The sequence below is a fragment of the Mesorhizobium erdmanii genome (assembly GCF_013170725.1).
Lineage (GTDB): Bacteria > Pseudomonadota > Alphaproteobacteria > Rhizobiales > Rhizobiaceae > Mesorhizobium > Mesorhizobium erdmanii.
Map to the genome: position 1 here is coordinate 6,377,374 of NZ_CP033361.1, position 25,873 is coordinate 6,403,246.

A 25,873-nucleotide genomic window follows, 5' to 3' on the forward strand; every position below is an offset into this window, starting at 1 on the left:
CCGCGACGAAGCACTTCGTATACCGCTCACCGAGCCATTGCGGTAATCGTTTGCCGTTATGAATGCATTTGCCGGATGGATGTTTTCACGTGCTCTTCGCCCTGCTGCCTTCAGTGACGGGCGGGACCGCGGCGGCCTGCACTTGACGACATTCGACGCGCGAAGCCGCTGGACGAGGACGTTGGCGATGCCCGCGCAGGACTGCCAGCTTGTAGCCAAAGGGCCATTGGGCCGATGCAGTGACCAACTGGCCAGCACGGCTCTCCGAGGCGGCTTATTCGCTGCTCGTGCTCAGCAAGAAAGGGTCGGGCCTCAGAGCGTGGGGCATGAACGTCGCCAACTGCGCAGTATGCCTCCGGCCCTTGTTGCTGTTGCCCGCGCGCTCGCCGTCATTCTGCGTCGCATGAGAGGTCGGTCTCGTCCAGCAACACAAGCTTCGCCGGACCCGCGAAGGCAGGCGCTCAAGGCGCTTTGGCTGATCCGCACCGACTGCTCACCTCCGTTGAAGGATTTTGAATCAGCACCAAAGCAACTGTCACATGACCATCAAGTCATCATCACAGGACATGCTGTAGTTGCAGCTCGGTCGGCTGGTCCGTAAAAACAGATCGGGATCATCGTCGGCCCGTAGTCCGAGATATTCGACTTCTCTGTAGCCGGCGGCTAGGATGGCGTCGCCTCTCGCAGTGCCTTGGCCAGCCTCTCGGCCGCTTTAACAGTATTTCGCTTTGGGGGATCGCCACGCGCTGCGCGGCCGGCAGCTGAGAATTGCGATCGCCCATCCATGGCTTTGCGCCTTTTCGGAAAGGCGATGATCTCGAGAAAGCGGGCAGAACGGCGCACGAGTTTCAACTGCTGGAAATCTTTCTCGCCAAGAAGGCCGGACCAGCAGCGGTCTGGAAAAGAGCTTCGTCACCAATCGCGCCACGCCGTCGCCGAACGCGACGCACAGCCTTCGCTCACCCCGCTCACCGCGACAGGTGGCAACCACTCGAGATACATCTCTCTTGCGGCGCGTAAAGCATCCGGCGCCTAGCAGCTTGGCAGCGTCCTCATGCTCCGTGGGTGGGTAGGCGGCAACGTCGGCGGCGGTCGTTGAACTGCTTCGCGAAGAGGTAAGGATCACCCGGTCGGCGCGTTGAAGTGCGGCGCGCACCAGGCTGAGAGGGCCTTCATGCAAGGGCGCGACCTTCATGCCCAGCCTGCCATGCCGCCACGGATTTGCGCGACTCGGTGGCGGTCCGGACGACCGGTGTGCTCATGTCGCATCTCATCCTTTGATGGCTTTCGGTTCATCGCCGAAGACATGTTCGGCCGCCGGAAACCGGCGCTCCTTCACGTCGCACGCGTAGGCCTCGATCGCTGCCGAAGCGACCTCTCCCAGTTCGACATAGCGCTTGACGAATTTCGGCCGGAAGTCGCCGAACAGGCCCAGCATGTCGTCGACGACCAGGATCTGCCCGTCGCAGGCCGCGGAGGCGCCGATGCCGATCGTCGGGATTGGGATTTCCTCGGTGATGCGGCGGGCGAGCGGTTCGGGCACTTTTTCCAGTACGACGGAAAAGGCGCCAGCCTCGCTAACCGCAAGAGCATCGCGCCAAATGCGCTCGGCATCCTCGCCCCTGCCCTGCACGCGATATCCGCCAAACACGTTGACCGCCTGCGGCGTCAGGCCGACATGCGCCATGACCGGGATTCCGCGCGCTGTGAGGAAGCGGATCGTCTCGGCGGTCGTCGCGCCGCCCTCGAGCTTGACCGCAGCGCATCCGGTCTCCGCCATAAGGCGCGCGGAATTGCGGAAGGCCTGCTCTAGGCTTTCTTCGTACGAGCCGAACGGCATGTCGACGACCAGGAGCGCCCGCTCCATTCCCCGCCGAACCGCCTTGGCGTGCATGATCATCATATCGAGCGTGACACCGAGCGTGGAGGGAAGGCCGTGGAGAACCATGCCGACGCTGTCGCCGACAAGAACGATGTCGCAGTGGCCGTCAACCAACCTTGCGACCGGCGTGGTGTAGGCCGTCAGGCAGACCACCGGCGTGCTGCCCTTTCGCGCACGGATGTTCGGCGGCGTGATCGCCTTGACGACACCAGCGGCGCTCAATCCACGTCTCTCCTCACCCAACGTCACCCACGGCCAGTGTCGCGTTTGGCATATTTTTGTCGAGGTGCGAAGAGGTAAAATCGCCAGAGCGCGTGGTGTTGACGCGACGGGTGGTATGATAAAGAACAGAACTAAATCGGTTTAGACAGGCGGAGCTCTGCCAAGTAGGTCAGGAACTATGGATCAGGCAAAGGGACCAAGGAAAGGCAGAGTCACAGGCAAGACCAACGACGTCAACGCGGACCTCATCGCAGTCGTCGTTGCCGTGAACGACGCAGGACCTTGTGTTCTGACCATCGAACAGGGGGACACCCTTCCCTCGGGCCCGTTTGAGCTCGCTCATCGTTCGCTCCAGTCGGGCCTCAGGGCATGGGTGGAACTGCAGACCGGTCAGCCTCTCGGTTATATCGAGCAGCTCTACACCTTCGCCGATCGCGATCGGATCGGCGCCAACGAACGCGTGATCTCGATTAGCTATCTCGCACTCACCCGCGAAGACGATGCGGGCGCCTCGGGCAGGCGCAGCTGGGCCAGCTGGTACGACTATTTCCCCTGGGAGGATCATCGCTCCGGCAGGCCTTCGATGCTGGAAGAACTGTGGCCGCGCCTTATCGAATGGGCGGACGGCGCGGACGACGGCGCGACGCGCTTCGATCGCCGCCGGCGAGCGGCGGTCGCCTTTGCCTTGGACGACCGGGCATGGAACGAAGAGCTCGCGCTGCAGCGCTATGAGCTGCTGTATGAGGCCGCCCTGGTAGAGGAAGCAAAACGCGGCGGAGATTCGGCCATCCTCGCTCCGGTGCCGGGCAGATCGATGAGCGCCGATCATCGCCGCATTCTGGCCACGGCTATTGCGCGGCTGCGCTCCAAGATCAAATACCGGCCTGTTGTGTTCGAACTGATGCCGCCGCTCTTCACGCTTTTACAGCTACAAAGAACCGTGGAGGCGCTCTCCGGCAGGCTCATCAACAAGCCGAACTTTCGCCGGCTCATAGAGCAGCAGGAGCTGGTTGAGAAGACCGGGACGACGACCGCCGAGACCGGCGGCCGGCCGGCGCAGCTCTACCGCTTCCACCATGCTATTCTAGACGAGAGGCCTGTGGCCGGCACAAAATTGCCGCTCGCACGGGCTTGACACCACTTATAGTCACAACGATTATATAGGCCTTATAATCGCGTTGACTATAACTGGAGGCTCGATGAGCGCCGTCCTGCCTTCGAGCGCCTCACTATACGACCGCGTTCGGCGCGTTATCCCACCAATCGAGTGGCCACTCTTCGTCGAGGACATCGACGCTATCCTGAAACTGAAGCGACAGCGCAACGCGGTCATACTGGCGCATAATTATCAGACGCCGGAGATTTTTCACTGCGTGGCTGACATCGTCGGCGACAGCCTGGCGTTGGCCCGAAAGGCAATGACGGTCGATGCCGATATCATCGTTCTGGCTGGCGTGCATTTCATGGCGGAAACAGCCAAGCTGCTCAATTCCGACAAGACAGTGCTCATACCGGACCTCGAGGCCGGTTGCTCACTTGCCGACTCGATCACGGCCGAAGACGTACGCCTGATGCGGCAGCGCTATCCGTCCGTTCCGGTCGTCACCTACGTCAACACCTCCGCCGCGGTGAAAGCCGAGTCAGACATTTGCTGTACCTCAAGCAACGCGCTTGCAGTCGTAAAATCGCTTGGCGCGCCGCGTGTGATTATGCTGCCCGATGAATATCTGGCGAAGAACATCGCGGCGCAGACCAAGGTCGAGATCATTGCCTGGAAGGGGCGCTGCGAGGTGCATGAGCGCTTCACAGCGGCCGACATCCGCGAGCTGCGTGAGGCCCATCCCGGCATCAGTGTACTTGCCCATCCCGAATGTCCGCCCGAAGTGGTCGCGGAAGCCGATTTCGCCGGCTCGACAGCAGCGATGTCCGATTATGTCGCCCGGCATAAGCCGGCGCGTGTGATGCTGATGACGGAATGTTCCATGAGCGACAACGTCGCGGTCGAGCATCCGGACGTGGATTTCGTGCGCCCATGCAATCTGTGCCCGCACATGAAGCGGATCACGCTTCGTAATATCCGGACCGCGCTCGAGGAGAACCGCCACGTCGTCACGATCGACCCGCGTGTTGCTGACCGGGCCCGCTGGGCTGTCGAGCGCATGCTCTTCGTATGACGCAGGACATTGACATTGGCGGGGCGCCGGTCATTGTCGGCGCTGGCCTCGCCGGCCTTCTCACGGCGCTGCATCTGGCGCCACAACCGGTAGTTCTTCTCTCCAGAACTCCGCTCGGGACCGAAGCCTCCAGCACGCTCGCCCAGGGCGGGCTCGCAGCCAGCCTCGGCGAGGACGATAACTCGGAACTCCACCTCGCCGATACGCTTGCTGCCGGGGACGGACACTGCGACGAACAAATGGCCAGGCGGGTGATTGAGGCCGCACCTCAAGCCGTCGAGAACCTCATTCGTCTTGGTGCTCCCTTCGACCGCTCGCTAGACGGGAGGCTGCGGCTCGGCCTGGAAGCGGCGCATTCACGTCGCCGGATCGTCCACGCCGCCGGCGACGCAACCGGCCGCGAGTTGTTTCGGGTGCTGCTCGGCGTGGCGCGGCGAACCCGTTCGATCACGATCATGGAAGGCATGACAGCGCTTCGCCTGGTTGTCGCCCAGGGCAGCATTGTGGGCTTGCTGGCTGTTCTGCACGGCGGCGTGTTCGCATTGCCCTCGCGCCGTGTGGTGCTGGCCACCGGTGGTATAGGTGGTCTCTTTTGCGACACAACAAACCCGCTCTCCTCATTCGGCCACGGTCTTGCGCTTGCGGCCTGTGCTGGAGCGGAGCTCGCCGATCTCGAATTTGTGCAGTTCCACCCGACCGCGTTCGATGGTCCGCGCCGGCCAATGCCGCTTGTCAGCGAAGCGGTGCGCGGCGAAGGCGCGGTGCTGATCGATGAGCACGGCCATCGCTTCCTGGCAGACACGCCCGGGGCAGAACTCGCGTCGCGCGATGTGGTCGCGAGGGCGATCTCCGATCAGCTCGCCGCCGGGCATCGTGTGTATCTCGATGCACGACAATGCCTCGGGCCGAAATTCGCAAAACGCTTTCCAGCAATCGACGCTGTTTGCAAGCAGGCCGGTATCGATCCCGCCCTGGAGCCAATCCCCGTGCGTCCGGCGGCACATTATCACATGGGCGGAGTGGCCGTTGACGCCGAGGGGCGGAGCTCCGTGACTGGCTTATGGGCGTGCGGCGAGGTCGCCCGTACCGGATTGCATGGCGCCAACAGGCTGGCCAGCAACTCGCTCTCCGAAGCGGTCGCAACATCGGCTTGGGTGGCGGCAAGCGTCGCTGGCACTTGCGCGGGGTGGCAATGGCCCAGGCTTCCCGAGATAGTGCCCGCGCGACCGAACCCGTCATCTATACGCCAGGTCGCTTCCGATGCACTCGGGATAGTCCGCAACGGCAAGAGGCTGCGCGAAACAATCACGACACTGCTGCCATTGGCCGTTGGCGAGACGGCCGCGGCCGATCCGGCCCTGGTGGCATTGTTGATGGCGATCTCAGCCCTTCGGCGCGAGGAGAGCCGGGGTTCGCATTACCGATCCGATTTCCCCGGGCGCGATGCTGCCGCCTGCCCCTCACGACTGACGCTCTACACAGCTTTTGAGAATGCCGTCACGCTCAGATGGCAAGCATCCGAACGGAGCCGTTGATATGACTTCACTTGCACCACTTCCCCAGATCATCATGGAGCCGATCGTACGAAATGCCCTTCTGGAAGATTTAGGCAGAGCCGGCGACATCACGAGCGATGCAATCATCCCCGCCGATTGCAAAGCCACGCTTTCGCTGAACGCGCGCCAAGCGGGCGTTGTTGCCGGGCTCGACTTGGTGATGTTTGCCTTCCTGCTGGTCGATCCCGGGATCAGTATCCAGCTGCGGTGTCCTGAGGGCGGCAAGATTTCGACCGGCCAGACCATCGCGATCGTAAACGGGCCGGCGCGCAGCCTGCTGACGGCCGAACGGACGGCGCTCAATTTCTTGTGCAAGCTGAGCGGCATCGCAACGGCAACGGCTACGCTCGTAAACGCGGTGCGCGGCCATAACGCAAAGATCGTGTGCACACGCAAAACGACGCCCGGCCTGCGTGTCCTGGAAAAATATGCGGTACGAGCGGGCGGCGGGGCCAATCACCGCTTCGCGCTCGACGACGCCGTGCTCATCAAGGACAACCACATCGCCATTGCCGGCGATATCCGCACCGCAATCGAGCGGGCGCGTAGCGCCATAGGTCACATGGTCAAGATCGAGGTCGAGGTGGACAGGCTGGATCAGTTGGAGATAGCGCTTGCAGCGGGCGTCGACGCCGTGCTCCTCGACAACATGTCAGTCGAGGACCTTGCGCAGGCAGTGGCTATGGTCGGGGGCCGTGCGATCACGGAGGCTTCAGGCCGGGTAACGCGGGCGAGCGCCGCGGCAATTGCGGCGACCGGCGTCGACCTCATATCGGTCGGCTGGCTTACCCACAGCGCGCCCATTCTCGACATCGGTCTCGACATGCCGGCCGACCGAAATTGCAACAGACATCTGAACTGAGGGAGAGGACATGAACCGGGATCGCAGGAACTCCTTTGGTCGCAGGCTAACTTGCGTCAGCACGTCCCCGGTTCCACCAACAGCCGATGCAAGCCTTCACGGTGCCAAGCGACACGCTTCAACGACGGAGGCGGGATCGACGGACCAGCAAGGTACAGAAGGACGCGTTGAAGCCCTTGGCGTCATCATCTGCCGACTCGACGAGATGCGCCAGTTGGCGGCCTCTCACGGGCTGGAACTTCTCGGTTATCTGCTGGACGTCGCGTTCACCGAATCCTGCGACGCGATCAGAAAGGAGCATTCCTGTGCTCAGAGCCAAACAATGGAAACTGTAATCCCCGCGGATGACGTGAGTTGAGCCTGCGGGCAGCAGTTGGAGAGTCCGCTCGAGCGCGCCACCACTCGCATTTCGATAGAAGACTTCCCGCTGGGCATGCGCCTTGTCTTCAGCATCCACGGCAACGCTCCCGGTCAAGGACGGAAGATAATGGAGAACAAGACCGTTATGAACGAACTGAGCCCAGACCTGACCTCGGATCCAATCGGATGGGCGCTTCCCCCCTGGACGCGAGCGGAAGCTCAGGCGGTCTACGACCTGCCCTTCAACGACCTGCTTTTTCGGGCTCAGACGGTCCACCGCGAGAATTTCGATCCCAATAAGGTCCAGCTCAGCCGCCTTCTCAGCATCAAGACCGGCGGATGTCCGGAGGATTGCGGCTATTGCAGCCAGTCGGCGCATCACGAAAGCGGGTTGAAGGCGTCGAAGCTGATGGAGGTCAGGCGCGTCATCGCCGAGGCGACCAAGGCGCGTGACGCCGGCGCCACCCGCTATTGCATTGGCGCTGCCTGGCGAAACCCCAAGGCCCGCGACATGGATGCGGTCGTGGCGATGGTCGAGGGCGTCAAGGCGCTCGGCATGGAAACCTGCATGACGCTGGGCATGCTCGATCTTGAGCAGGCCGCTCGTCTGAAACAGGCCGGTCTCGACTACTACAACCACAACATCGACACCTCCGAGCGCTACTACTCAGAGATCATCTCGACCCGCACATTTGCCGACCGGCTCGATACGTTGGCCAATGTCCGCGACAGCGGCATCAAAGTCTGTTGCGGCGGCATTGTCGGCATGGGCGAAGAGCCGGTGGACCGGATCGACATGCTGGTGACGCTGGCCAATCTGCCGGAGCATCCGGAAAGCGTTCCGATCAACATGCTGATCCCGGTCGAGGGCACCCCGCTGGCCGAGGCTAGACCCATCGAGCCGATCGAATTCGTGCGCGTGATCGCGCTGGCCCGCATCATGATGACGAAGTCACACGTCCGTCTTTCCGCCGGCCGCACCGCCATGACCGACGAGATGCAGGCGCTGTGCTTCTTTGCCGGCGCCAACTCGATCTTCGTCGGCGACACGCTGTTGACGGCGGACAATCCCGGCGAGGACAAGGATACTCTGCTGTTCCAGCGTCTCGGCATCGAGCCGATGGAAATCGGCACGCAATGAACGAGGCACTTCTTGCCCGGTATGACGCATCCTTGCGTGGACTGGCGCGCAAGGATCGCCTGCGGACGCTTGCGCCGCGCGCCGGTCTCGACTTCTTGTCGAATGACTATCTCGGGCTTGCCGCCTCCAAAAGACTGGGCGATGCGGTTTCGGCGGCGATCGCGCGGGGTACGCCGGTCGGCGCCACAGGATCGCGGCTGTTGCGCGGCAATGCACCGGAACATGAGGAACTGGAGGTGGACGCGGCAACGTTCTTTGGCGCCGACCGCGCGCTGTTCTTCGGCAGTGGCTACATCGCCAACTTCGCTCTCCTGACCGCGCTGCCGCAGAAAGGCGACCTGCTGGTCCTCGACGAACTCGCCCATGCCAGCATGCATGAGGGCGCGCAGGCCGGGCGCGCCGAGTTCAAGCTGGCCGCGCACAACGACGTTGGTGCTATCGAGGACGCGATCACGCGCTGGCGCGCCGAAGGCGGCATGGGGCGCGTCTGGATCGCGGTCGAAAGCCTTTACAGCATGGATGGCGACCGCTCGCCGATGGAGAGTATCGTCGCGCTTGCCGATCGGCACGAGGCATTCCTCGTCGTCGACGAGGCGCATGCCACCGGCGTCTGGGGACCTGACGGCCGCGGGCTGGCCGCCGCTTTCGAGGGCCGCGACAACATCATCGCGCTCCATACTTGCGGCAAGGCGCTCGGCGCGTCCGGCGCACTGGTCACCGGACCGCGGACGTTGTGCGACTATCTTGTCAACCGGTGCCGGCCATTCATCTACGCCACCGCGCCGTCGCCGCTGTTGGCGGTTGCGGCTCGAGAGGCGCTTGCCATGCTGTCCGACGAACCGATGCGCCGCGTTCAATTGCATGAGCGTGTCGCCCTCGCTGGCCGGCAATTGGCCGAGCGCTGCGGCGTGGTACCCAGCGGCTCGCAGATCCAGCCATTCGTCATCGGCGATAACAGGCGCACCATGGCGGTAGCGGCAGGACTGCAGGCCCGCGGCTTCGACATACGCGGCATTCGTCCGCCGACCGTACCCGAGGGCACATCGCGCCTGCGCATTTCCCTGACGCTCAACGTCTGCGAAACTGACATTTCCGCCATGGTCGAGGCGCTTGTCGAGGTGTTGGCCACGGCATGACCAAGCGCATCGTCGTCACCGGAACAGACACCGGAATTGGCAAGACAGTGTTTTCGGCAGGGCTCGCCGGCCTGCTCGACGGCTTCTACTGGAAGCCGGTGCAATCGGGCCTCGACGAGGAGACTGACAGCGAGGTGGTTGCCCGGCTTTCCGGCTTGCCCGCCGGGCGCGTCCTGCCGGAAGTTTACCGTCTGAGGATGCCGCTGCCACCGCATCGTTCGGCCGAAATCGACGGCGTCGCGATCGAGGCGGCCAAGCTCTCACTTCCAGACTTGCCGGGTCCGCTCATCATCGAAGGCGCGGGCGGGCTGATGGTGCCGCTCAATCGGCGGACAAGGTTCATCGACATTTTCGAGCAATGGCAGCTGCCGGTCATTTTGTGCGCCCGCACCACGCTCGGGACGATCAACCACACCCTGCTGTCGATCGAAGCGCTCAGGGCTCGTTCTATCCCGCTCATCGGCATTGCCTTCATCGGCGACGAGGTGGCCGACACACAAAGAACAATCGCGGAATTCAGCGGCGTGCGCCAGCTTGGCAGACTGCCGCTGCTCGATCCGCTGACGAGTGAGACCCTGAGGGAAGCGATGGTTGCAGGCTTCGACCTTGCCCTGATCGCCGGAGGTGACTGATGCCGCAGTCTCGAGTCTGGCATCCATTCACCCAGCACGCGCTCGAGCCGGCGATCCCTGAAATCGTGTTGACGGAAGGCGCCTATCTCCAAAAGGCCGACGGCTCCCGCATCCTGGACGCGATTTCCTCCTGGTGGGTCGTCACCCACGGCCACCGTCATCCCCGCATCATGAAGGCTATCGAGACGACCGCGTCTGCTCTCGACCAGATCATCTTCGCGGGCTTCACCCACGAGCCGGCCGAACGCCTGGCAGAGGCGCTTGTCGACCTTGCTCCGCCTGGCCTCGACCGGGTGTTCTATTCCGACAGCGGCTCGACCTCAGTCGAAGTCGCACTGAAGATGGCGCTCGGCTATTTCGGCAACATCGGCGCGCCGCGTTCGCGCATCGCCGTCATGGAGCACAGCTATCATGGCGACACGATCGGCACGATGAGCGTCGGCGCCCGCGGCGTGTTCAACGCCGCCTACGAACCCTTGCTGTTCGAGGTCGACACCATTCCCTTCCCGGCCGCGGGGCGCGAGCAGGAAACGTTGGATCGTTTCGAGGTTGTGAGCCGTGACCGACGCGCCGCCGCGCTGATCGTCGAGCCGCTCGTGCTCGGTGCCGGTGGCATGCTGATGTATCCAGCCTGGGTTCTGACCGAATTGAAGAAGATCGCCGAGGCCTCCGGCACGCTGCTGATCGCCGACGAGGTGATGACGGGCTGGGGACGCACCGGAACCATGTTCGCCTGCGAGCAGGCGAACATCTCTCCAGACATCCTGTGCACCTCGAAGGGCTTGACCGGCGGTGCCATCCCGCTGGCCGCCACGCTCGCCACCGATGCCATCTTCCAGGCCCATTTTTCCGAGGACCGGAAGAAGACCTTCTTTCATTCGAGCTCCTACACCGCCAATCCGATTGCCTGCGCGGCCGCACTCGCCAATGTCGAGATCTGGCGTGACGAGCCGGTGGCGGAGCGGATCGCGGCCTTGAGCGCGAAGCAGACCGCTGGGCTGCAACGCTTCCGGGACAATCCATATTTCACCGACTGCCGAGCGACCGGCACGATCGCGGCTCTTGACCTGCGCACCGGCTCTGCCGGGTATCTGGCCGAAATCGGACCGGAGCTGCGCGCCTTCTTCCTCGCGCGCGGGCTGCTCGTGCGCCCCCTCGGCAATGTCCTCTATCTTCTGCCGCCCTATTGCATCACCGGCGAGGAGCTGGACGGGCTCTATGACGCCATCGAGGAGGCCGGCGAACGCTTCGGTTCGCTGCCATGAACCGATCGGCGCGCATTCTCGGCTTCGGTCATCATGCGCCGTCGCGCAAGGTCGAGAACCCGGAAATCGAAACCCGTCTTGGGCTCGAACCCGGCTGGATCGAACGCCGCACAGGAATTCGCTCGCGCTTCTGGGCAACCGACGAGGATACGCTGTCGGGCCTTGCCGCGCACGCCGGCGACATGGCGCTGGCAAACGCCGGCATCGACCGCAGCGACATCGGCCTGCTGTTGCTCGCCACCTCCACACCCGACCACCTTCTGCCGCCAAGCGCGCCGCTGGTCGCACATTGGCTCGGGCTCGGTCGCGCCGGTGCGATCGATCTGACCGGCGCCTGCGCCGGCTTCATCTACGCGTTGATGTTCGCCGACGGGTTCACCCGTCTGCATGGCAAAGCGAGCCTAGTCATTGCCGCCAACATCCTCAGCCGCCGCATCAATCCGGCCGAGCGCGCTAGCGCCGTGTTGTTTGCCGATGCCGCCGGCGCCATGGTGATTGGTCCGTGCGATGACCCGGATCGGGGCATTCTCGGCGCTTCGGTGGATTCGGACGGCTCGCGCTACGGGCTGATCCAGATTCCCGCCGGCGGAAGCAACACTCCGTTCCATGGCGACCTCGACCTCGAGCAGACCCGGATCACGATCACCGACGGCCGCGAAGTATTTGCCAAGGCCGTGGACATGATGACTGCCTGCTCGCAGGAAGCGCTCACTGCTGCCCGCATGCAGCCACAGAACATCGATCGGTTTGTGCCGCACCAGGCCAATGCCCGCATTTTCGATGCCGTCGGGAGAAACCTCGGCATCGCGGATGGCGCGATCGTCAAGACGATCGCCGAGTATGGCAACTCTTCCGCCGGGACGATCCCGCTGTCGCTCTCTCTGGCCCATCAGGCGGAGCCGTTCCAACAGGGCGAGAAAATCCTCCTGGCAGCGGCAGGTGCGGGTCTCAGCGGAGGCGCTCTCGTCTTCGGGATTTAGCCCCGCGAACCAGCTGCCAAGATTCACCTTGTATGATGATGAGGACAACAGAACCAATGCGAAAAATAGTGGCCGGCAAGCTGCACGGCATCCACGTCACCGAAGCGAACCTCAACTACCATGGTTCGATAACGCTCGACCCCGACCACTGCGAGGCAGCCGGGATCCTGCCGATGGAATTCGTGGAGATATGGAATAAGAATTCTGGAGCGCGGATCTCGACCTATGTCATCCTCGGCGAGCGCGGTTCACGGTGCTGCATCCTCAACGGAGCGGCGGCTCGCACCTGTCAGCCCGACGACCAGATCATTGTCTGCAACTCCATCTACCTGGACGAAGCGCATATCACCTCGCTGAAGCCGCGGATCGTCACGTTTGACCAGGATAACCACATACTCGACCGCCTGAGCTACTCAGTCGATCTCGATACAGACGGCCGTTACAGTTTCTCCATTCTTGACGAGGCGAATGAGCCTTTGGTCATTCCTGCCCTGGTCTCCGGGGCGTGAGCCGCGCTCGATAGATGTGCGGGCCTCTTCGCCCCGTTGCAACTTGCTGGGCACTGAAGAGCGTCTAAGACTCGAGCTTCGAAACCCCCATGCCCACTGCGCCTTCGGTACGGCGGGCCTTCGTGCCCGCGAACAGCGGTTTGCATGTCTGAGTGTCCGAATCAAAACGCACCATTGAAGCGGGCCTTCGGCAAAGTGTATCCCGACGGCGCCAAGCGCTCACCAGCCATCCAACGCCCAATCCGGTCACATATCAGCGCTGGTCGATCGGTGGCTTGGCAGCAAGGCCGAGCCTGGTTCGTTGGGCATCGGCGAAATATTCGGCGGGAGACTGCGTCTTGAACCGAAGAACTGTCAGTTTGCCGTCCTGGACAGTATGAACGATCCATCCCCCACCGCAGCGCTTGACGCGCACGTCATTAGGTTCGCCAGCCACCATTGCTGCCCCTATTTCGTTGCCTTGGGTGAGACTGGAAGTCGGTCCCGCGGATCTGAAAACACGGGGCCTTACGTAACGTCAAGCACTGATTTTGGGATAGCCGACGCCTTGTCGATTTCAGGGGACGGCGATTCCGGTCCGGCACGTCCGTGCGCGCGGAAATCGCGCTCGGATCGATTTAGATGCGCAGATTTTGCATGTTATTTCAGCCTTAACCCCGCCGCTCTGGTGCCCTCGGCGCGATCACCTAGCACTTCAAGATGTTTCATAGCTCTGGGCCGTTCCGAACGATCAGGGTGCCGGACGGCCACTCGCTCATCGAGCGTTCAATCGGCACAACCACGACGAGCACGTCCTCGACGCATGTGGGGGTAGGTCGAGGTATACATCTGCGAGAGTGGACCGCACGCGAACGCCCGACACAATCGCCGCCAGGCCGTCTCTGCAGAACCTCTCAAAATGATTCCGCATCGCGTGCCGAACGGTGCCGAAAGCGAATGGAACCCCAAGCTGCCGCAACACTGGATACACAACGCGCATTGAATGACTGATTCCTTGTCCCTCGAGATCCGGACGCACCCCGTACAAGCCCAGGTCGGCCACTAGGAGTTCGACCTCGTCAACTTTAATGAAGCGGCGTAGTATGCCGATATGAGCCGCTACGCCATGCGCATCGTAGCTGATTGCGCGGAGTTCTGGCCTCGCACCGGCCCAGCTACGGCCGCCTTCGAATGGTTTTGCGTTGAAGGCCCCAGTCGGTCCATAGGTCATTCGGAAGAATTCGGAGAGTTCGACATGTTCGGCCTGTTGCAACTCATTTTCCCAGCACAACCTCCACTGCACGTCAGAGCACATGAAAAGACCTCATCTTTGTTGCTGTTTGGTTGAGGTAAGCCCTACCTTAAGGACGCCGTCGCATCGTGCCGGCTCGATGTAGCTTGCGCAGATCATTGAAGAAACTAGCCGCAATGAACATGCGACTTCGTTGTGTTCGGAGCACACCGGGAGGCGATGCACCAGAAATTGCTGCTCGGAGCCAATACAAACATCCATAAGTACCTTTTGGCTTAGATCCTTGCTCTTGCTATGCCGTTCTGCAGAATTGGCAAAATCGTTTGTTTCGAGCCGCTCGCATGTCGGACGCTCATAGATATTGAGAACGACTAAATCTTCTTCGAGATCATATTCAGTACATAACTGATATTGCTCTGAAACGCGGAGGTGAAGTGTCGTCCGTTCGAATCCTGTCGGCGCAGGGGTTTTGCGCCCAAGCACCCACCACTGGGTTAGTTTATGTAGCCCTTCTTCGATTCCTGTTCGCAAGATCTGCAAATCATACAGCTTCGCTCCAAGTGCAGGACCCAATGCCGCTATCGAGGGAGATTTTGCCCGCCACGAAAGATTTCGTTCTCCTACGACTCTCTCGCTCGACATTTGGCATGTTGTCGTCGAGCCACGCGGCCACCGCCTCCAAGGCTACCGGGTGGCCCATTACCTTGAAGATCGTTGAGTAACTCGATCCAGCGTGATTTGATGTGTCCAGGTCCCTTCGGGGCCAATGTACCCGGCCCTCGTGATCCCGGAGGTGTCAATCGCTGGAGGCTGCTTGACTTGTTTGTTCATCTGTCCCTCTGCCCTCTGACGGCTGGACCATGGTTCGTCCGGTTTGACGAACCGACTTTTCAGATCGGTCGGCTCAGTAGCCAAGTCGCCTGCCGCGATCGAGACCGGCAACTGCAACGCAAAAGGACGAAGCCGACGCCACGCATCCATTTCGTAAATGTTTCTATCGAACAAATCGATTTCCCCAGTTGTCTGGTGAGGGATAGCAAGGTGCCAGGTGGGTGGGGCTGTATCAGAAGGAATGTTTGCGATGGAAACATTTATCCAGGGAGGCCCGAAGGGCGAAACCGTCTTCGGCAGCGACGGCGACGATAAGATACTTGGTTCCGGTGGCGGTGACTGGCTCGAAGGTCGTGGCGGCGTTGACTATATCTCGGCCGGCTATGGTAGTGACCGATCCATGGGCGGTGAGGGCAATGACAAAATCTTGGGCGAACAGGGCTTCGACCATCTCTCCGGCGACAACGGCCGCTACAAACCGCGCATCGTCGGTGAGGACAATGACTTTATCGACGGCGGTCCCAACGACGATTACATCTACGTGGGTGACGGCAAGGACTATCTGACAGGCGGGGCCGATAAAGACACTTTCGTGTTCCAGTTCCACGATCCAGTTCCTGGGGTGGATAGTTCAGGGTCTGGGGAGCCTGTGGACCCTAAGCCTTGGATGTTGCCTGACTATCCTGAGTGGCCTGGGGAGGAGGATGATCCCCTGATAGGGGGGTGGGAGGAGGATGATCCCCTGATAGGGGACGAGCCTGGGGAGCCTGGGGGAGCCTTGGGAGTATCCGGTGTTCCTGACATCACTACCATCCAAGATTTCGATCCGAAGGAGGATACCTTCGCCTTCGACGCCGTGGGCCTCTACAATGATGGTTTTGGCGCAAACTTCATCAATAACGCCAGCCCAGAGTCTGGCCACCCGGTGAGCAGCTTCTACAGCGGTAAGGCCTCGGATGCGAATGGCGAGCACGTCGTGGTGATCACTGACAAATCTTTCACCTCTGCCTCTGACGCCGCGAATGCCATCTCCGGCGAAACCGTCGGCGACATCATCGTCTACCACTCCGACGGCAGAACGGGACTCGCCAGTCTGGCCTATGTCACCGCCGAGAACCAGGCGGAGGACTTCACCCATCTGGGCGGTGTGGACAGTTTGGCCGACCTGGCCGGGCTGGGCCTGACAGCTTCGGACTTTACCTTCGTCTGATTCGGAAAGTCCATACGGGACCCGCGCGCCCCCACGTGGGGGCGCATTCCTTTCCACTACTTGCCGTTGGCCGTGGGCGCAGCGTGTCCAGTTTTATTAAGGGCTGCTGGTCGTAGACCGTACTGAAGGTAAAATATTCAGGCGGTGAGGCTGTTCGGGCCCTTACGGCAGGCGCGGAGCACTGATCGCTGAGAGCGAGCCGATGCGATCAGTGTCGCTGCCCCTTCGGCGAGCCCGACGCGTGCTGTGCTAACAGATTAACGGAGGCATCCCTGAGCAACCATCCCTCGAATATTTCAGCTTTGAGACCTTCCGGTCTGACTTCCACCATTGGGGGAATTTTGTTGATAAGCGGCGTGGTCAATGTGCTTGCGCTGACCTCGCCACTGTTCATGCTGCAGGTCTATGACAGCGTTCTGGCAAGTGGCAGCGTACCGACGCTGGTGGGGCTCGCCGTGCTTGCTGCTGGGCTTTATGCGTTCCAATGCCTGCTCGGGATTCTGCGCGCCCGCGTGCTGCTGCGGATCGGCGAGCGTTTCGACGGACAGTTTTCCGGACGCGTTCACGATGCCATCGTTCTGCTTCCGCTTTCAATGCGCATGCCGGGCGACGGCTTGCAGCCGCTTCGCGATCTCGACAATGTTCGCGGATTCCTGTGTGGAAAGGTCCGACGGCCTTTTTTGATCTTGACGCGCACCCTATCGCGCCGCGTCACCGCCTGGATCACCTCACGGTAGTCGGGCACAGTGGAACGGCCGGTCAGGGGTGTTTGTGCGCGCCCGTCGTACGCGATCCATCCGTCGCAGTTAGTCAGCGGCTTCGAGGCGCTGCAGGGTCTTGTCTAAGCTAGTTTCCGTCCACAAACGCACGTATTCTGTTTTGTTTACAATCACTTGTCCTTAACTGGAACGGCTTTGAGCGTCATGGACAGGATCGAGGGGTTGGCTAATTGAGCAGAAAGGCGTTGTGGGCGCGATCACGCGCACGCCACGAGGCCGGCCTTGGCCGGTGCGACGCAATTCCAATAGCGGCTGGCATCAGGTCGGCTTGAGGCGCGTGAAGACGACGAGATTGTAAGCCACGACCGAGGACCAGACGTAGCTCTTGAAGTGATCAAGACCGCGCCAGGTGCAGCGCGCCAATCCGTAAGCGCGCTTGAGGCATGAGATGTCGGCCTCGATGCCGGCACGGAAGTTGCGTAGCTTGCGATAGACCCAATTGCTTCTGACCATGTCCTCGATCCTGAGGCCGGCTTTCTTGTGGAATGCCATGTCGCGAACGCCCAAGGCCTTGGCTGTAACCAGATTGCCGCGACTGGCAAAGCCGCCGTCGGCCGCCGCTTGCCGCGGCGCGTGACCATAGAAGGCGATGTGGCGTTCCAGCATCGGCAGCAATCGATCGCTGTCGCGTGGATTACCCGCCTCGATCACCAGATCGAGGATCATGCCGCTCCTTCCTGTGGTCAGGTTGAGCTTGTGGCCGTATTCGGTATCGCGGCTGCCTTTGACGATGATATCGGCATGGGGTTCGAACAGGCTGACCAGCTTATCGCTGGCCGGCACCAACTCGCCGGCCAACACCCGCCGCTCACTCTGTGTGATGATGCGTTCGATCAGCGGCCGATAGTGACAGAGTTGGGCTTGCCACAGTTCGACGAGCGGACTGCGCGCCACGGCCAATTGCGCGGCTGCCTGCCGCAGATAGGCCAAGGTCGCGCGGGTGATCGCAATCAGTTCACGGTAGAGTTGGACACGGTTGGGTCGACCACGTGTGAACTGGATCTTGCGGGCACGCTTCTTGGCCGCGCGGCAATGATCGCGCCATGCCAAACCTGCGCCGCCGGCCAAGGCACCAGCCTGCTTCAACAGGCGCACCATGATCCGGACGGCGTCCCACAACAGACTGCTGTCGCTCGGTTCGTGCATGAGCGCTGAGGTCACAGTGCTGTCCAGCCGCACGACACCGCCATCTTCCAGTTTTGCCTGCCGGGCACTCGACAGCAGTGCCCGATTGATCTCTTCCCAGACCTCGGGCCGGATCGCACTGATCGTCTTTTGCAGCACCGACTTCTGCGGGCTCCAGGACCACGGCAGCCGCGCAAAGGCTCGAAATGATGCTGAATCCTCAAGATGGAATGCCAGCTCCTGATAGGTCAACTGCCGGTATTGCTTGAGAAGCGCGCAACGTAAGACCGCTTCGGCAGGTAGGCCTTGCCGTCCGGTGGCCCTGACGCTGCGCCGAACCAAGTCTCGCGCCACCAATCCAAGCAGATCGTGGTGCTCGTCCAGCCACTGCGACATCGCCTTCAGTTCGTGGCCGATCTCGTGTGTCGCGAAGAGATCGAATATACTGGCTTGGACGGTGCGTTCTTGGCGCATTGTCGGCTCCGGCGGTTGCAGATTGTGCTTTGGAATCAGTGGCATGAGACCAAAGTGTACCTGAAACCGCCGGGCCTGGCCTGCGCAAAGTCACGATTTAGGCAATAAAATCAACAGTTTGACGTTTATGGACGGAAACTAAGCTAGACCAACCGACTGCTATCTGGGCGGGAACCTTCATCCACCGTTGATACGCCTCGTCGGGCGCACTGAACGTTTTAGGCTAAATCATTGCCATGCCGCCGTTCACATGAATGGTCTGGCCGGTGATGTAGGCGGCCTCGTTCGAGGCCAGGTAGACGACAGCCGCGGCGACTTCCGCGCCGGTGCCCATGCGCCTGGCCGGAATGGCGGCCATAATCTCTTCTTTCTGCTTGTCCTTCAGCTTGTCGGTCATGGCCGATTCGATAAAGCCTGGCGCCACGCAGTTCACAGTCATGCCGCGAGTCGCGATCTCCTGCGCCAGCGATTTCGACATGCCGATCATGCCAGCCTTTGAGGCGCAATAGTTCGCCTGGCCGGGATTGCCGGTTACGCCGGACACGGAGGTGATGTTGATGATGCGGCCGTTGCGGCGGCGCATCATCGAATGGGTCAGTTCGCGGGTGAGCCGGACCACGGCGGTCAGGTTGACCTCGAGTACCGCGTCCCAATCCGCGTCCGACATGCGGATAAAAAGCCCGTCCTTGGTGATGCCGGCATTGTTGACCAGTATGTCGACGCCTTCGAGTTCGGCGTCCGCCTTTGCGCCCAGCGCCTTCACCTCGTCGCGGTTCGAGAGGTTCGCCGGAAACAGTCTTGTCCTCCCGCCAAGCTCGGCAGCCAACGCCTCGAGCTTTTCGACACGGGTGCCGTGCAGGCCGACGTTTGCGCCCTGCGCGTGCAGCGCCCGCGCCACCGCCTCGCCGATTCCACCGCTTGCTCCGGTGATGAGCGCGTTGCGGCCAGTCAGATCGAACATTGTTATCGATTCCCTCTCTAAGGACCGGCTTCGCACGGAGGCGGTCACCGGCGGCCCTGCGCCTTCCAGACATTATCGGGTATAGCTTTGGACAGACCCTCTAGCCGAACCCGAAGGGCCTCGCTTAACCTTCCGGGCAGCGGCAGGTCGCCGCCGCCTCAACAGTTGAGAATTTTAACAAAAACGGGGCCTCGCTCGTCAGCTTCCGCTGTCACTTGGCGCATTCACCGAGGCGGTCCAAGGGCACGTCCTTCACAATCGTGATCCGGCAGGCATTTTGACACGAAAGATATTGTTACTGGAGGCATCTCGCATGGCTTCTACACCTGCTTGAACGCCAGAACTGCGTTCATGCCGCCCATGGCAAAGGCGTTGCTCAGTGCCACGCGCACCTTGCGCTCGCGCGCCACATTGGGCGTGACGTCGAGATCGCAATCGGGGTCTGGCTCGCGATAATTGGCGGTCGGCGGCACGACGCCCTCCTGGATCGCCATCACGGAGGCGATCATTTCAAGTGCGCTCGCTGCGCCGAGGCAATGCGCGTGCATGGACTTGGTGGACGAGACAGACATCGAATAGGCATAGTGTCCGAAGACGCGCTTGATCGCCGCTGTCTCGGTCTGATCGTTGGCCTTAGTGCCGGTGCCGTGGGCGTTGAGGTAGTCCACGTCCTCGGTATTCAGTCCGGCGTCGGCAAGGCAAGCGCGCATCGCGGCCTCCGGCCCCTCGATAGACGGCGCGACGATGTGGAAGGCATCGCCGGAAAGGCCGATGCCTGCGATCTCGGCAAGCATCGTGGCACCGCGTGCCGCGGCATGCTCATAGCTTTCTAGCACGGCCATGCCCGCACCCTCGCCTAGCACCACTCCCTTCCTATCGGCGGAGAAAGGCCGGCACGTATCCGGAGCGAGCGCGCGCATTGCTTCCCATGCCTTCAGCTGAACCCATACGAGTGGCGCTTCGGCACCTCCGGCAAGCATCACGTCGGCCCGGCCGAGCCTGATCTGATCAGCCGCCGACGCAATCGCATGGTTGCCCGATGCGCATGCGGAGGCGATGCCAAAGACCGGGCCGCGCAGGCCGAGGCTCATGCTGACCTGGCTGGCAGCGGCGCTCGGCAACCCCTTTGGTGCACTGTAAATGCCAGCACGCTTCGCGCCGCCCAAAAAGAGGGCGCGGTAGGTTTCTTCGACCGTTCCCCAGCCCCAGCCGCAGACGCCCACTGTCGCGCCGAAGCGATACGGATTTCCCTCATCGCAGGAAAGTCCGGCGTGTTGCATGGCTTCGCGCGCTGCAAGCACAGCGAGCAAGCTGAGGCGGTCCATCGAGACGAGCTGGTTGCGGCCGATGTCGTGCTTGGGCAGCTCCTTGATCTCGGTACCGACAGTGCCCTTCAGCTCATGAATCTCGGAGGTTACCATCGGGCGGATGGCGGAGCGGCCTTCGCGCATCTCTTTCCAGATAGAGGCGGCGTCGTTGCCTAGGCCGCAAAGCCCGCCCATCCCAGTAATGACGACTCGCCTGTCCAAATCAGACCTCCTTCGCGAGCAAAACGCGGACGGCTTCCACCATGTCGCCGACATTCTTGAGATTCGACCAGGCGTCGGCCGAGTTCATGTCGATCTTGATGCCGTAGGCTTGCTCCACCGGACCCAGCGAATCGACTCCGAGTGAGGTCAGTTCCGTGGCAGTCGTTATTTCGCCGATGATGGACACACTCTTTCCCTCGCCGCTCTCCGATTCGACTCGGTTCTTGATCGTGGCAATGATTTCCGTTGCGAGTTGATCAGCCATTCTGTTCCTTTCCATAGTAATGCCTTTGACGTGGGCGCGGCGCCATGCCTCTGCCAGTCACGTCGCGAAAATCGTCCCTGACCAGGCTTGTGCCACTCGCCAACACCAATCGCATTATAGAGACCGGATGAGTTCCGGTTGGTCTGCGGCGTAGGCATCGATGACGAAGAACGTTGCCGGCACCCGATTTTGCGCCAGCAGCATCTCGAATGTGCAAAGTGGACCGTCGTCAAAAATCTCGGCTTTCGGAAGAAGTCGGCGAGTTCGAAATGGTCGGCCAGCTGCAACTCATTTCCCAGCACACCTTCCATCGCACGTCTGAGCTCTTGGAAAGATTTTCTCCTTTCGGGCTCTTCTTTCGCAGTCGTCACACGATAGGGTAGCGGATGATCGGTGTGTGTGAGGTGCTGTCGTCAATGCGACATTCCGGAAGATTGATAAAATTATTTGTTTCGATAAGACGCATCCACGCTGTGGATAGGGATACGTTTCAATGACGCAGCAAGCCTCTGGTTGCAGGAGCCATCCCGCATGGCCACTCCGCGCAACAGCTCGGCACGTCTCGGTCGCTGCTAGATGCTCAGCGCCTCACACTCGCTCTCCGGTTCAACGAAGCGCGCGGGCGGATCGCGCAAAGCACAAAGGTCACCGATCCGCAGGGCGGGTTCATCCTGTGGGTCGAGCTTCCGAAACATCGATTCGCTCGAACTCTTTCAGGCCTGCAGCGCCGGAATATCTGATCGCCCAAGGAAGACGTTCAGCGCCACGAACCGCTTTCGCTACAGCATTCCTCTTGGGCTGGGCGTGGGGCTATGGCTATGTCCAAGCCATCGCCAGTCGGCTGCGGGTGCCGGATATCAAACACCGCCGTCGACATGCGATCGCTGCCGCGACCCGTATGGATGGCGCTCCACAAGATGACCTGAATCGAGCGGCCGCGTCACGACACACGCACTAAGCTGCCTCCTCGCGCGCGACGGTCGTGCTGGCCGCACACCCGCGAGCCACAATAAGTTTGTCGCGCCCCTTACAATAATTCATCAAGGCGTCTACCTCGGCAATCACGAGATCGGGCGTGATGTCGAACTTGCAGCGGACTTTGACTGGACAGCGCCGCACTTTGTCGAGACCACATTCGCGACATTCAACAACGCTCATAAGCATGCTGACCAGGGGACCACGAAACCCCCAAACCTCCGGTAGATGTGACGCGGTGAAAATGCCGACAGTAGGCCGGCCAAGCTGGCGCCTCCCGTCTTATCCGTTGAACGATTATGCGGCAAACGTGACTGGCAATTTTGCAGTGTCGCGGCTGCGAGTGAAAGAGCAGCTCCGGCGTCCGGCCCCGATCAGTCGGGAAAACCTTGCCGACCAGCGAGGGCAATGACGGGCGGAAACATGGGCTGTCTCCGCTAATTCAGCTGCGTGAAAGAGAGGTCGGCGTTCGAAATCGTTGACCTGCTGCAACTCATTCCCAGAACAATTTCCAGCGCACGACTGAGCTCATTCAAAGATTTTCCCTTTCGGGTCCTTTTTCAAGCGACAAAGGCAACGGGTTCTCGGTGCGTGTCCGGGCTCTTGTCAATGCGAGATCCCGGAAGGTTGATCAAATAGTTTGTTTCGATGAGCGCATCCATACCATGGATAGTCGGTGCGGACCGCGCCCAGCCCGCGAGTCCTGACATATGGGAAAGCAGCCGTTTCGCGCTCGATTTGCCCCCGTCAACGCCCAAGGCGGCAGGCGGCCTTGCCCAAGCAACCTACGAGCTCTTCGCCGGCATGATCGAATTCGGCTTGGCCAACAATCTCACCCGGATCGTGACGGTGACCGATACGCGTATGGAACGGATCCTTCGCCTCGCAACGTGGCCATTGTCGCGCATCGGACAGCCGCAGCCCGTCGGCAAAACGCAGGCGGTGGCCGGCTTTCTCGAGATCTCTCACGCCAGCCTGTTGCGCATCCGCTGGAGGGGACGTCTGAACGGGCCGGTACTGTGGCAACCGATTCTCGGCCTGCCGCACGGCCCATGCGGAGCTAAGACGTGAGCACCTTTGTTGGATCGCTGACGAACGAGGCCACCGCTGCAGAAGGATTTGGTGCGTGGATCCAGGGCTCGGAAGAGGGTTTGCTTCTTGTCGCCAAAACGAGTCATTGCGTCCGGCCCGGAGAAGCAAGCCACGGCGAGACGAAGGAGTGCGCCGGGCTGCATATCGCACCTGAGCCGAGTATTCTCCGTCTCCTCCCGCCGGCTTGCATGCTGTTAACGCAGGTGAGGACGCCGGCCATGAGTCCGCAGCTTTGACACGACGGCCAATGATCGGCTCGTTAAACTGAAAGTGAGGAGCGTACGCCCGTTTCACATCACCAGCAATGACCTGAGGTCGCCGAGAACTCGGATAACTGGACGGCATCCCGATCCAACGTTTCGCAAAATAGAGAGTTCAGCGGCGAAAATGCCTATTTTCTATTCCTCGCGGAATGCGCGACTGATTTGGTCGGCCAGCGGCTTCACAAGATAGAAAAGCGCCGTACGCTCGCCCGTCTGGACCATCGCTTCGGCCGGCATGCCGGGCACGAGCGTCAGGTCCTTGAGTTTCGTCAGTTCCGCATGCGGGATTGAGAGACTCACCAGGTAATAGGAACTGCCGCTTTTTTCGTCCGTCACCAGATCGGCTGCGATCCGGCTTACATATCCATTCAATTCGGGCGTGGTTCTCCGATTGAAGGCTGACATCCGCAGCACAGCCTTGTGAGGGAGCTGGATTTGGTCGATGTCCTTCGGGTTGATCCGCACTTCTAGCGTCAGATCGTCGCCTTCGGGCACAATTAGCATGATCGGATCGGCGGGCGCGATCACTCCGCCGACCGTATGAACTGCGAGTTGTTGAACGATGCCTGACTGAGGCGCAGGCATTGGAACGCATAAAGCCCGGCAGCAAGCACGGCTATCCCCACCAGCGTCGGTACGCTGTGACTTGCCAGAACGCGGTCGTAGACCTGCAGCATGAACAGCGGCGAGGTCAGCGCAAGCGACAACCTCCTGCACGAGTTAGGACCCATGCTTCCACGTGGTCAGGTCATTCGCGGAGGAGCACTTTCCGGGCATCGGCTGCCGACCGAACATAGCAGTAGCGGCCGATGCGAGGTTCAATGACGACCATCGCATGAAACGTGCGATCGGCGCACACCACGGAACCCCAATTGCAGAGCCAACCGGGCCCGGCCGGCGACGTAAGCAAGGGGCTCTCGCACAAGACAAGCAGGCGTTGTGATTATCCCACATCATTCGCAATTTAAATCAAATCCGTCTGTGGATAGTGACGATTGCGCGATCCTCACCTCGTAGAGGGCTAACGCGGGCGGCAACTGAGAGGGTCACATGACAAGCGATTTTTCCGCCGCGCGAGTGCATTTAGATCGAGCGTATCATTATTTGCGTGGCGATGACCCGATGAGTCGGAGGGGGCGCGAAGCCTTGGATTTGCTAATTGAGGCGGTTGCCGTCGAAGAGTTCAAGCAGCCGCGACAAGACGCGGAGGTGCTAATGTTTCCGAATGGGCGCCGCTTCTGAGGCGATCTCCTGGTGGCCACCATGAACAATCCGAGCGCATTGACGCCCGCGGCATTGCCCAGATGATGCCGGGCAACCTGTTTCGCCCGGTCCATGTCAAGACGCTGACGAGCAGAAGGCGCCGGGCACTGCTGACGGCGCGCAAACTCTTGCAGGACAAGGCGGTCGCCATCCAGAACGACATCCGCGGGCTATTGCGCAACTTCGGCCTCAAGGTCGGCATGGTCGGCGCCGTCAAGTTCGAGGCCCGCATCCGCGAGCTCACCGAAGGGATGCCCGATCTGGCCGAAATCGTCGAACCGCTGCTCGAGGCGCGTAGCAAGCTGCGCGAGAATTTTGCCGCGCTTCACCGCAAACTTCTGGCCATTGTCCGCGGTGATGCGGTCTGCCGGCGGCTGACGACGATACCGGGCGTCGGTCCGGTGGTGGCGCTGGCCTATAACGCGACCATCGACATTCCGGCCCGCTTCCACAACTCCAAGGCGGTCGGACCGATCCTGGGGCTGACGCCGGTGCTCCATGAGTCGGGCGCAAGGCGCCGCATCGGCCGGATATCCCGCTGCGGCGACGGCATGATGCGAACGCTGCTTTACGAAGCCGCGCAGACACTGCTAACGCGCGTGACGAAATGGTCGTGGCTGAGGGCGTGGGCGATGAATGTTGCCAGGCGGCGCGGCCGACAAAAGGCCATTGTCGCATTGGCTCGCCGGCTGGCGGTGATCATGCATCGCATGTGGCGCGACGGCACAGAGTTTCGTTGGACGCGACAAGACATCATGCCGAAAGCCGCCTGATCGTGCGCCTGACCATCGCAGCCTCCGGCGCGCGGTGGCCGAGCCGAAACCAGGTCGGGGACGGCAGAACACGGAGATGAAACATGAGCGCAGAGCGAGCGTGACAAGGATCACCCAATAAGGTTCCACCAGCCGGTGGAAAGAGCGTCCTTCGCGGGACGACGAATGAGGTGAGTTCGCGAGGGTTGCAGTACCGGTCGCATCACAACGATCAGGACGCTTCCGAGATTGTTCCGCCTCATGCTTCTCATCCCCATCAAGGCGACGGCCCCGAGCGCCGATCTCGTAAAGAAGCAAGACCCCGCGAAAGACCTCAGATGCCGGCGAAGCGGAAAGCTCGAAAAGCGCTTGACTTCAACACGCCGAATAGAGAAGCACCCCCC

22 protein-coding genes and 5 pseudogenes are annotated in these 25,873 nt (G+C 61.2%); 15 read left to right on the top strand and 12 right to left on the bottom strand.

The genetic code is table 11. The annotated features are described in order from the left end of the window. Positions 1 to 712 precede the first annotated feature (712 nt). Together EB233_RS32405 and panB are read right to left on the bottom strand one after the other, a co-directional pair. Positions 713 to 1,195, bottom strand: a complete 483-nt coding sequence (locus tag EB233_RS32405; RefSeq protein ID WP_155765392.1) for a pantoate--beta-alanine ligase — start codon at positions 1,193 to 1,195, stop codon at positions 713 to 715. Between the two features lie 75 nt (positions 1,196 to 1,270). After that, complete coding sequence (gene panB / locus EB233_RS30605; RefSeq protein WP_064987090.1) at positions 1,271 to 2,104, bottom strand: 3-methyl-2-oxobutanoate hydroxymethyltransferase; 834 nt, start codon at positions 2,102 to 2,104, stop codon at positions 1,271 to 1,273. Positions 2,105 to 2,282: 178 nt separating this feature from the next. Here panB and EB233_RS30610 point away from each other — a divergent pair, with 178 nt between their 5' ends. From EB233_RS30610 to nadC, 4 genes are all read left to right on the top strand, one after another. Next, positions 2,283 to 3,239, top strand: coding sequence for an NUDIX hydrolase (locus EB233_RS30610; protein ID WP_064987089.1), 957 nt, complete (start codon positions 2,283 to 2,285; stop codon positions 3,237 to 3,239). A 64-nt stretch (positions 3,240 to 3,303) separates the two neighbouring features. Continuing rightward, complete coding sequence (gene nadA, locus EB233_RS30615; RefSeq protein WP_064987088.1) at positions 3,304 to 4,278, top strand: quinolinate synthase NadA; 975 nt, start codon at positions 3,304 to 3,306, stop codon at positions 4,276 to 4,278. Beyond that, positions 4,275 to 5,813, top strand: a complete 1,539-nt coding sequence (locus EB233_RS30620; protein WP_064987087.1) for an L-aspartate oxidase — start codon at positions 4,275 to 4,277, stop codon at positions 5,811 to 5,813. Before nadA ends, EB233_RS30620 begins: the two co-directional genes overlap by 4 nt. 1 nt (position 5,814) lies before the next feature. Then, positions 5,815 to 6,696: a carboxylating nicotinate-nucleotide diphosphorylase gene (gene nadC, locus EB233_RS30625; RefSeq protein ID WP_019863264.1), complete on the top strand. Its 882-nt coding sequence runs from the start codon at positions 5,815 to 5,817 to the stop codon at positions 6,694 to 6,696. A gap of 118 nt (positions 6,697 to 6,814) precedes the next feature. Here the strand turns inward: nadC and EB233_RS30630 are convergent, their stop codons facing one another. Further along, a complete protein-coding gene (locus EB233_RS30630; RefSeq protein WP_155765391.1) occupies positions 6,815 to 7,153 on the bottom strand; it encodes a hypothetical protein in 339 nt (112 codons plus the stop codon). A gap of 48 nt (positions 7,154 to 7,201) precedes the next feature. On the opposite strand from EB233_RS30630, the gene bioB reads away from it, so the two are divergent. The 6 genes from bioB to panD are packed head-to-tail and all read left to right on the top strand — an operon-like array spanning position 7,202 to position 12,719. Next, positions 7,202 to 8,197, top strand: coding sequence for a biotin synthase BioB (gene bioB, locus EB233_RS30635; RefSeq protein WP_064987143.1), 996 nt, complete (start codon positions 7,202 to 7,204; stop codon positions 8,195 to 8,197). Then, positions 8,194 to 9,333 (top strand): 8-amino-7-oxononanoate synthase, encoded by a 1,140-nt coding sequence (locus EB233_RS30640; RefSeq protein WP_064987085.1) that lies wholly within the window; start codon positions 8,194 to 8,196, stop codon positions 9,331 to 9,333. Before bioB ends, EB233_RS30640 begins: the two co-directional genes overlap by 4 nt. Continuing rightward, positions 9,330 to 9,965 carry a dethiobiotin synthase gene (gene bioD / locus EB233_RS30645; protein ID WP_064987084.1) on the top strand — a complete coding sequence of 212 codons (636 nt, stop codon included), beginning with the start codon at positions 9,330 to 9,332 and terminating at the stop codon, positions 9,963 to 9,965. Before EB233_RS30640 ends, bioD begins: the two co-directional genes overlap by 4 nt. Next, entirely contained in the window at positions 9,965 to 11,230 is a 1,266-nt protein-coding gene (locus EB233_RS30650; RefSeq protein WP_064987083.1) for an adenosylmethionine--8-amino-7-oxononanoate transaminase, read from the top strand. The genes bioD and EB233_RS30650 overlap by 1 nt, the downstream gene beginning before the upstream one ends. Next, the gene (locus EB233_RS30655; RefSeq protein ID WP_064987082.1) at positions 11,227 to 12,210 is read left to right on the top strand and encodes a beta-ketoacyl-ACP synthase III; all 984 of its coding nucleotides are present in this window, start codon (positions 11,227 to 11,229) and stop codon (positions 12,208 to 12,210) included. Before EB233_RS30650 ends, EB233_RS30655 begins: the two co-directional genes overlap by 4 nt. Before the next feature lie 56 nt (positions 12,211 to 12,266). After that, positions 12,267 to 12,719 (top strand): aspartate 1-decarboxylase, encoded by a 453-nt coding sequence (gene panD, locus EB233_RS30660; RefSeq protein WP_064987142.1) that lies wholly within the window; start codon positions 12,267 to 12,269, stop codon positions 12,717 to 12,719. Positions 12,720 to 12,972: 253 nt separating this feature from the next. On the opposite strand, the gene EB233_RS30665 is transcribed toward panD, so the two are convergent. The 3 genes and pseudogenes from EB233_RS30665 to EB233_RS30675 form a co-directional block, all read right to left on the bottom strand. Next, a complete protein-coding gene (locus EB233_RS30665) occupies positions 12,973 to 13,158 on the bottom strand; it encodes a hypothetical protein (RefSeq protein ID WP_064987081.1) in 186 nt (61 codons plus the stop codon). 265 nt (positions 13,159 to 13,423) lie between these two features. Then, positions 13,424 to 14,013, bottom strand: a pseudogene (locus EB233_RS30670) (NodA family N-acyltransferase). A gap of 9 nt (positions 14,014 to 14,022) precedes the next feature. After that, complete coding sequence (locus EB233_RS30675; RefSeq protein ID WP_155765390.1) at positions 14,023 to 14,523, bottom strand: hypothetical protein; 501 nt, start codon at positions 14,521 to 14,523, stop codon at positions 14,023 to 14,025. A 508-nt stretch (positions 14,524 to 15,031) separates the two neighbouring features. On the opposite strand from EB233_RS30675, the gene EB233_RS30680 reads away from it, so the two are divergent. Both EB233_RS30680 and EB233_RS30685 read left to right on the top strand, forming a co-directional pair. Further along, the gene (locus EB233_RS30680) at positions 15,032 to 15,991 is read left to right on the top strand and encodes a calcium-binding protein (RefSeq protein ID WP_064990759.1); all 960 of its coding nucleotides are present in this window, start codon (positions 15,032 to 15,034) and stop codon (positions 15,989 to 15,991) included. Between the two features lie 392 nt (positions 15,992 to 16,383). Further along, positions 16,384 to 16,694, top strand: a pseudogene (locus EB233_RS30685) (type I secretion system permease/ATPase); the annotation flags it as partial. 334 nt (positions 16,695 to 17,028) lie between these two features. On the opposite strand, the gene EB233_RS30690 reads toward EB233_RS30685, so the two are convergent. The 5 genes and pseudogenes from EB233_RS30690 to EB233_RS30710 form a co-directional block, all read right to left on the bottom strand. Continuing rightward, positions 17,029 to 18,369, bottom strand: a complete 1,341-nt coding sequence (locus EB233_RS30690; RefSeq protein ID WP_027047176.1) for an ISNCY family transposase — start codon at positions 18,367 to 18,369, stop codon at positions 17,029 to 17,031. A 223-nt stretch (positions 18,370 to 18,592) separates the two neighbouring features. Further along, positions 18,593 to 19,330: a 3-oxoacyl-[acyl-carrier-protein] reductase gene (fabG, locus tag EB233_RS30695; RefSeq protein ID WP_064987218.1), complete on the bottom strand. Its 738-nt coding sequence runs from the start codon at positions 19,328 to 19,330 to the stop codon at positions 18,593 to 18,595. A gap of 320 nt (positions 19,331 to 19,650) precedes the next feature. Then, complete coding sequence (locus tag EB233_RS30700; protein ID WP_064987219.1) at positions 19,651 to 20,859, bottom strand: beta-ketoacyl-[acyl-carrier-protein] synthase family protein; 1,209 nt, start codon at positions 20,857 to 20,859, stop codon at positions 19,651 to 19,653. Position 20,860: 1 nt separating this feature from the next. Continuing rightward, the gene (locus EB233_RS30705) at positions 20,861 to 21,124 is read right to left on the bottom strand and encodes an acyl carrier protein (protein ID WP_064987220.1); all 264 of its coding nucleotides are present in this window, start codon (positions 21,122 to 21,124) and stop codon (positions 20,861 to 20,863) included. Positions 21,125 to 21,241: 117 nt separating this feature from the next. After that, positions 21,242 to 21,358: pseudogene (locus tag EB233_RS30710) on the bottom strand (polysaccharide deacetylase family protein); the annotation flags it as partial. A 1,431-nt stretch (positions 21,359 to 22,789) separates the two neighbouring features. On the opposite strand from EB233_RS30710, the pseudogene EB233_RS30715 reads away from it, so the two are divergent. After that, a pseudogene (locus EB233_RS30715) lies at positions 22,790 to 23,170 on the top strand (acyl-homoserine-lactone synthase); the annotation flags it as partial. A gap of 419 nt (positions 23,171 to 23,589) precedes the next feature. Here EB233_RS30715 and EB233_RS30720 read toward each other — a convergent pair. Continuing rightward, positions 23,590 to 24,045: pseudogene (locus EB233_RS30720) on the bottom strand (beta-barrel domain-containing protein); the annotation flags it as partial. Between the two features lie 459 nt (positions 24,046 to 24,504). On the opposite strand from EB233_RS30720, the gene EB233_RS32050 reads away from it, so the two are divergent. Together EB233_RS32050 and EB233_RS30725 are read left to right on the top strand one after the other, a co-directional pair. Further along, positions 24,505 to 24,696 carry a hypothetical protein gene (locus EB233_RS32050; RefSeq protein ID WP_027047765.1) on the top strand — a complete coding sequence of 64 codons (192 nt, stop codon included), beginning with the start codon at positions 24,505 to 24,507 and terminating at the stop codon, positions 24,694 to 24,696. Then, positions 24,693 to 25,490: an IS110 family RNA-guided transposase gene (locus EB233_RS30725; RefSeq protein ID WP_244277742.1), complete on the top strand. Its 798-nt coding sequence runs from the start codon at positions 24,693 to 24,695 to the stop codon at positions 25,488 to 25,490. Before EB233_RS32050 ends, EB233_RS30725 begins: the two co-directional genes overlap by 4 nt. The last annotated feature ends 383 nt before the right edge of the window (positions 25,491 to 25,873 follow it).

What these genes read in the sequence shown, in the direction of transcription:
- panD (WP_064987142.1), top strand. Translation starts at nt 12,267, where the DNA reads ATGCGAAAAATAGTGGCCGGCAAGCTGCACGGCATCCACGTCACCGAA.
- EB233_RS30620 (WP_064987087.1), top strand. Translation starts at nt 4,275, where the DNA reads ATGACGCAGGACATTGACATTGGCGGGGCGCCGGTCATTGTCGGCGCT.
- nadC (WP_019863264.1), top strand. Translation starts at nt 5,815, where the DNA reads ATGACTTCACTTGCACCACTTCCCCAGATCATCATGGAGCCGATCGTA.
- bioB (WP_064987143.1), top strand. Translation starts at nt 7,202, where the DNA reads ATGAACGAACTGAGCCCAGACCTGACCTCGGATCCAATCGGATGGGCG.
- bioD (WP_064987084.1), top strand. Translation starts at nt 9,330, where the DNA reads ATGACCAAGCGCATCGTCGTCACCGGAACAGACACCGGAATTGGCAAG.
- EB233_RS30655 (WP_064987082.1), top strand. Translation starts at nt 11,227, where the DNA reads ATGAACCGATCGGCGCGCATTCTCGGCTTCGGTCATCATGCGCCGTCG.
- EB233_RS30610 (WP_064987089.1), top strand. Translation starts at nt 2,283, where the DNA reads ATGGATCAGGCAAAGGGACCAAGGAAAGGCAGAGTCACAGGCAAGACC.
- EB233_RS30690 (WP_027047176.1), bottom strand. Translation starts at nt 18,369, where the DNA reads ATGCGCCAAGAACGCACCGTCCAAGCCAGTATATTCGATCTCTTCGCG.
- EB233_RS30680 (WP_064990759.1), top strand. Translation starts at nt 15,032, where the DNA reads ATGGAAACATTTATCCAGGGAGGCCCGAAGGGCGAAACCGTCTTCGGC.
- EB233_RS30640 (WP_064987085.1), top strand. Translation starts at nt 8,194, where the DNA reads ATGAACGAGGCACTTCTTGCCCGGTATGACGCATCCTTGCGTGGACTG.
- EB233_RS32405 (WP_155765392.1), bottom strand. Translation starts at nt 1,195, where the DNA reads ATGAAGGTCGCGCCCTTGCATGAAGGCCCTCTCAGCCTGGTGCGCGCC.
- EB233_RS30650 (WP_064987083.1), top strand. Translation starts at nt 9,965, where the DNA reads ATGCCGCAGTCTCGAGTCTGGCATCCATTCACCCAGCACGCGCTCGAG.
- EB233_RS32050 (WP_027047765.1), top strand. Translation starts at nt 24,505, where the DNA reads ATGACAAGCGATTTTTCCGCCGCGCGAGTGCATTTAGATCGAGCGTAT.
- EB233_RS30665 (WP_064987081.1), bottom strand. Translation starts at nt 13,158, where the DNA reads ATGGTGGCTGGCGAACCTAATGACGTGCGCGTCAAGCGCTGCGGTGGG.
- fabG (WP_064987218.1), bottom strand. Translation starts at nt 19,330, where the DNA reads ATGTTCGATCTGACTGGCCGCAACGCGCTCATCACCGGAGCAAGCGGT.
- nadA (WP_064987088.1), top strand. Translation starts at nt 3,304, where the DNA reads ATGAGCGCCGTCCTGCCTTCGAGCGCCTCACTATACGACCGCGTTCGG.
- EB233_RS30705 (WP_064987220.1), bottom strand. Translation starts at nt 21,124, where the DNA reads ATGGCTGATCAACTCGCAACGGAAATCATTGCCACGATCAAGAACCGA.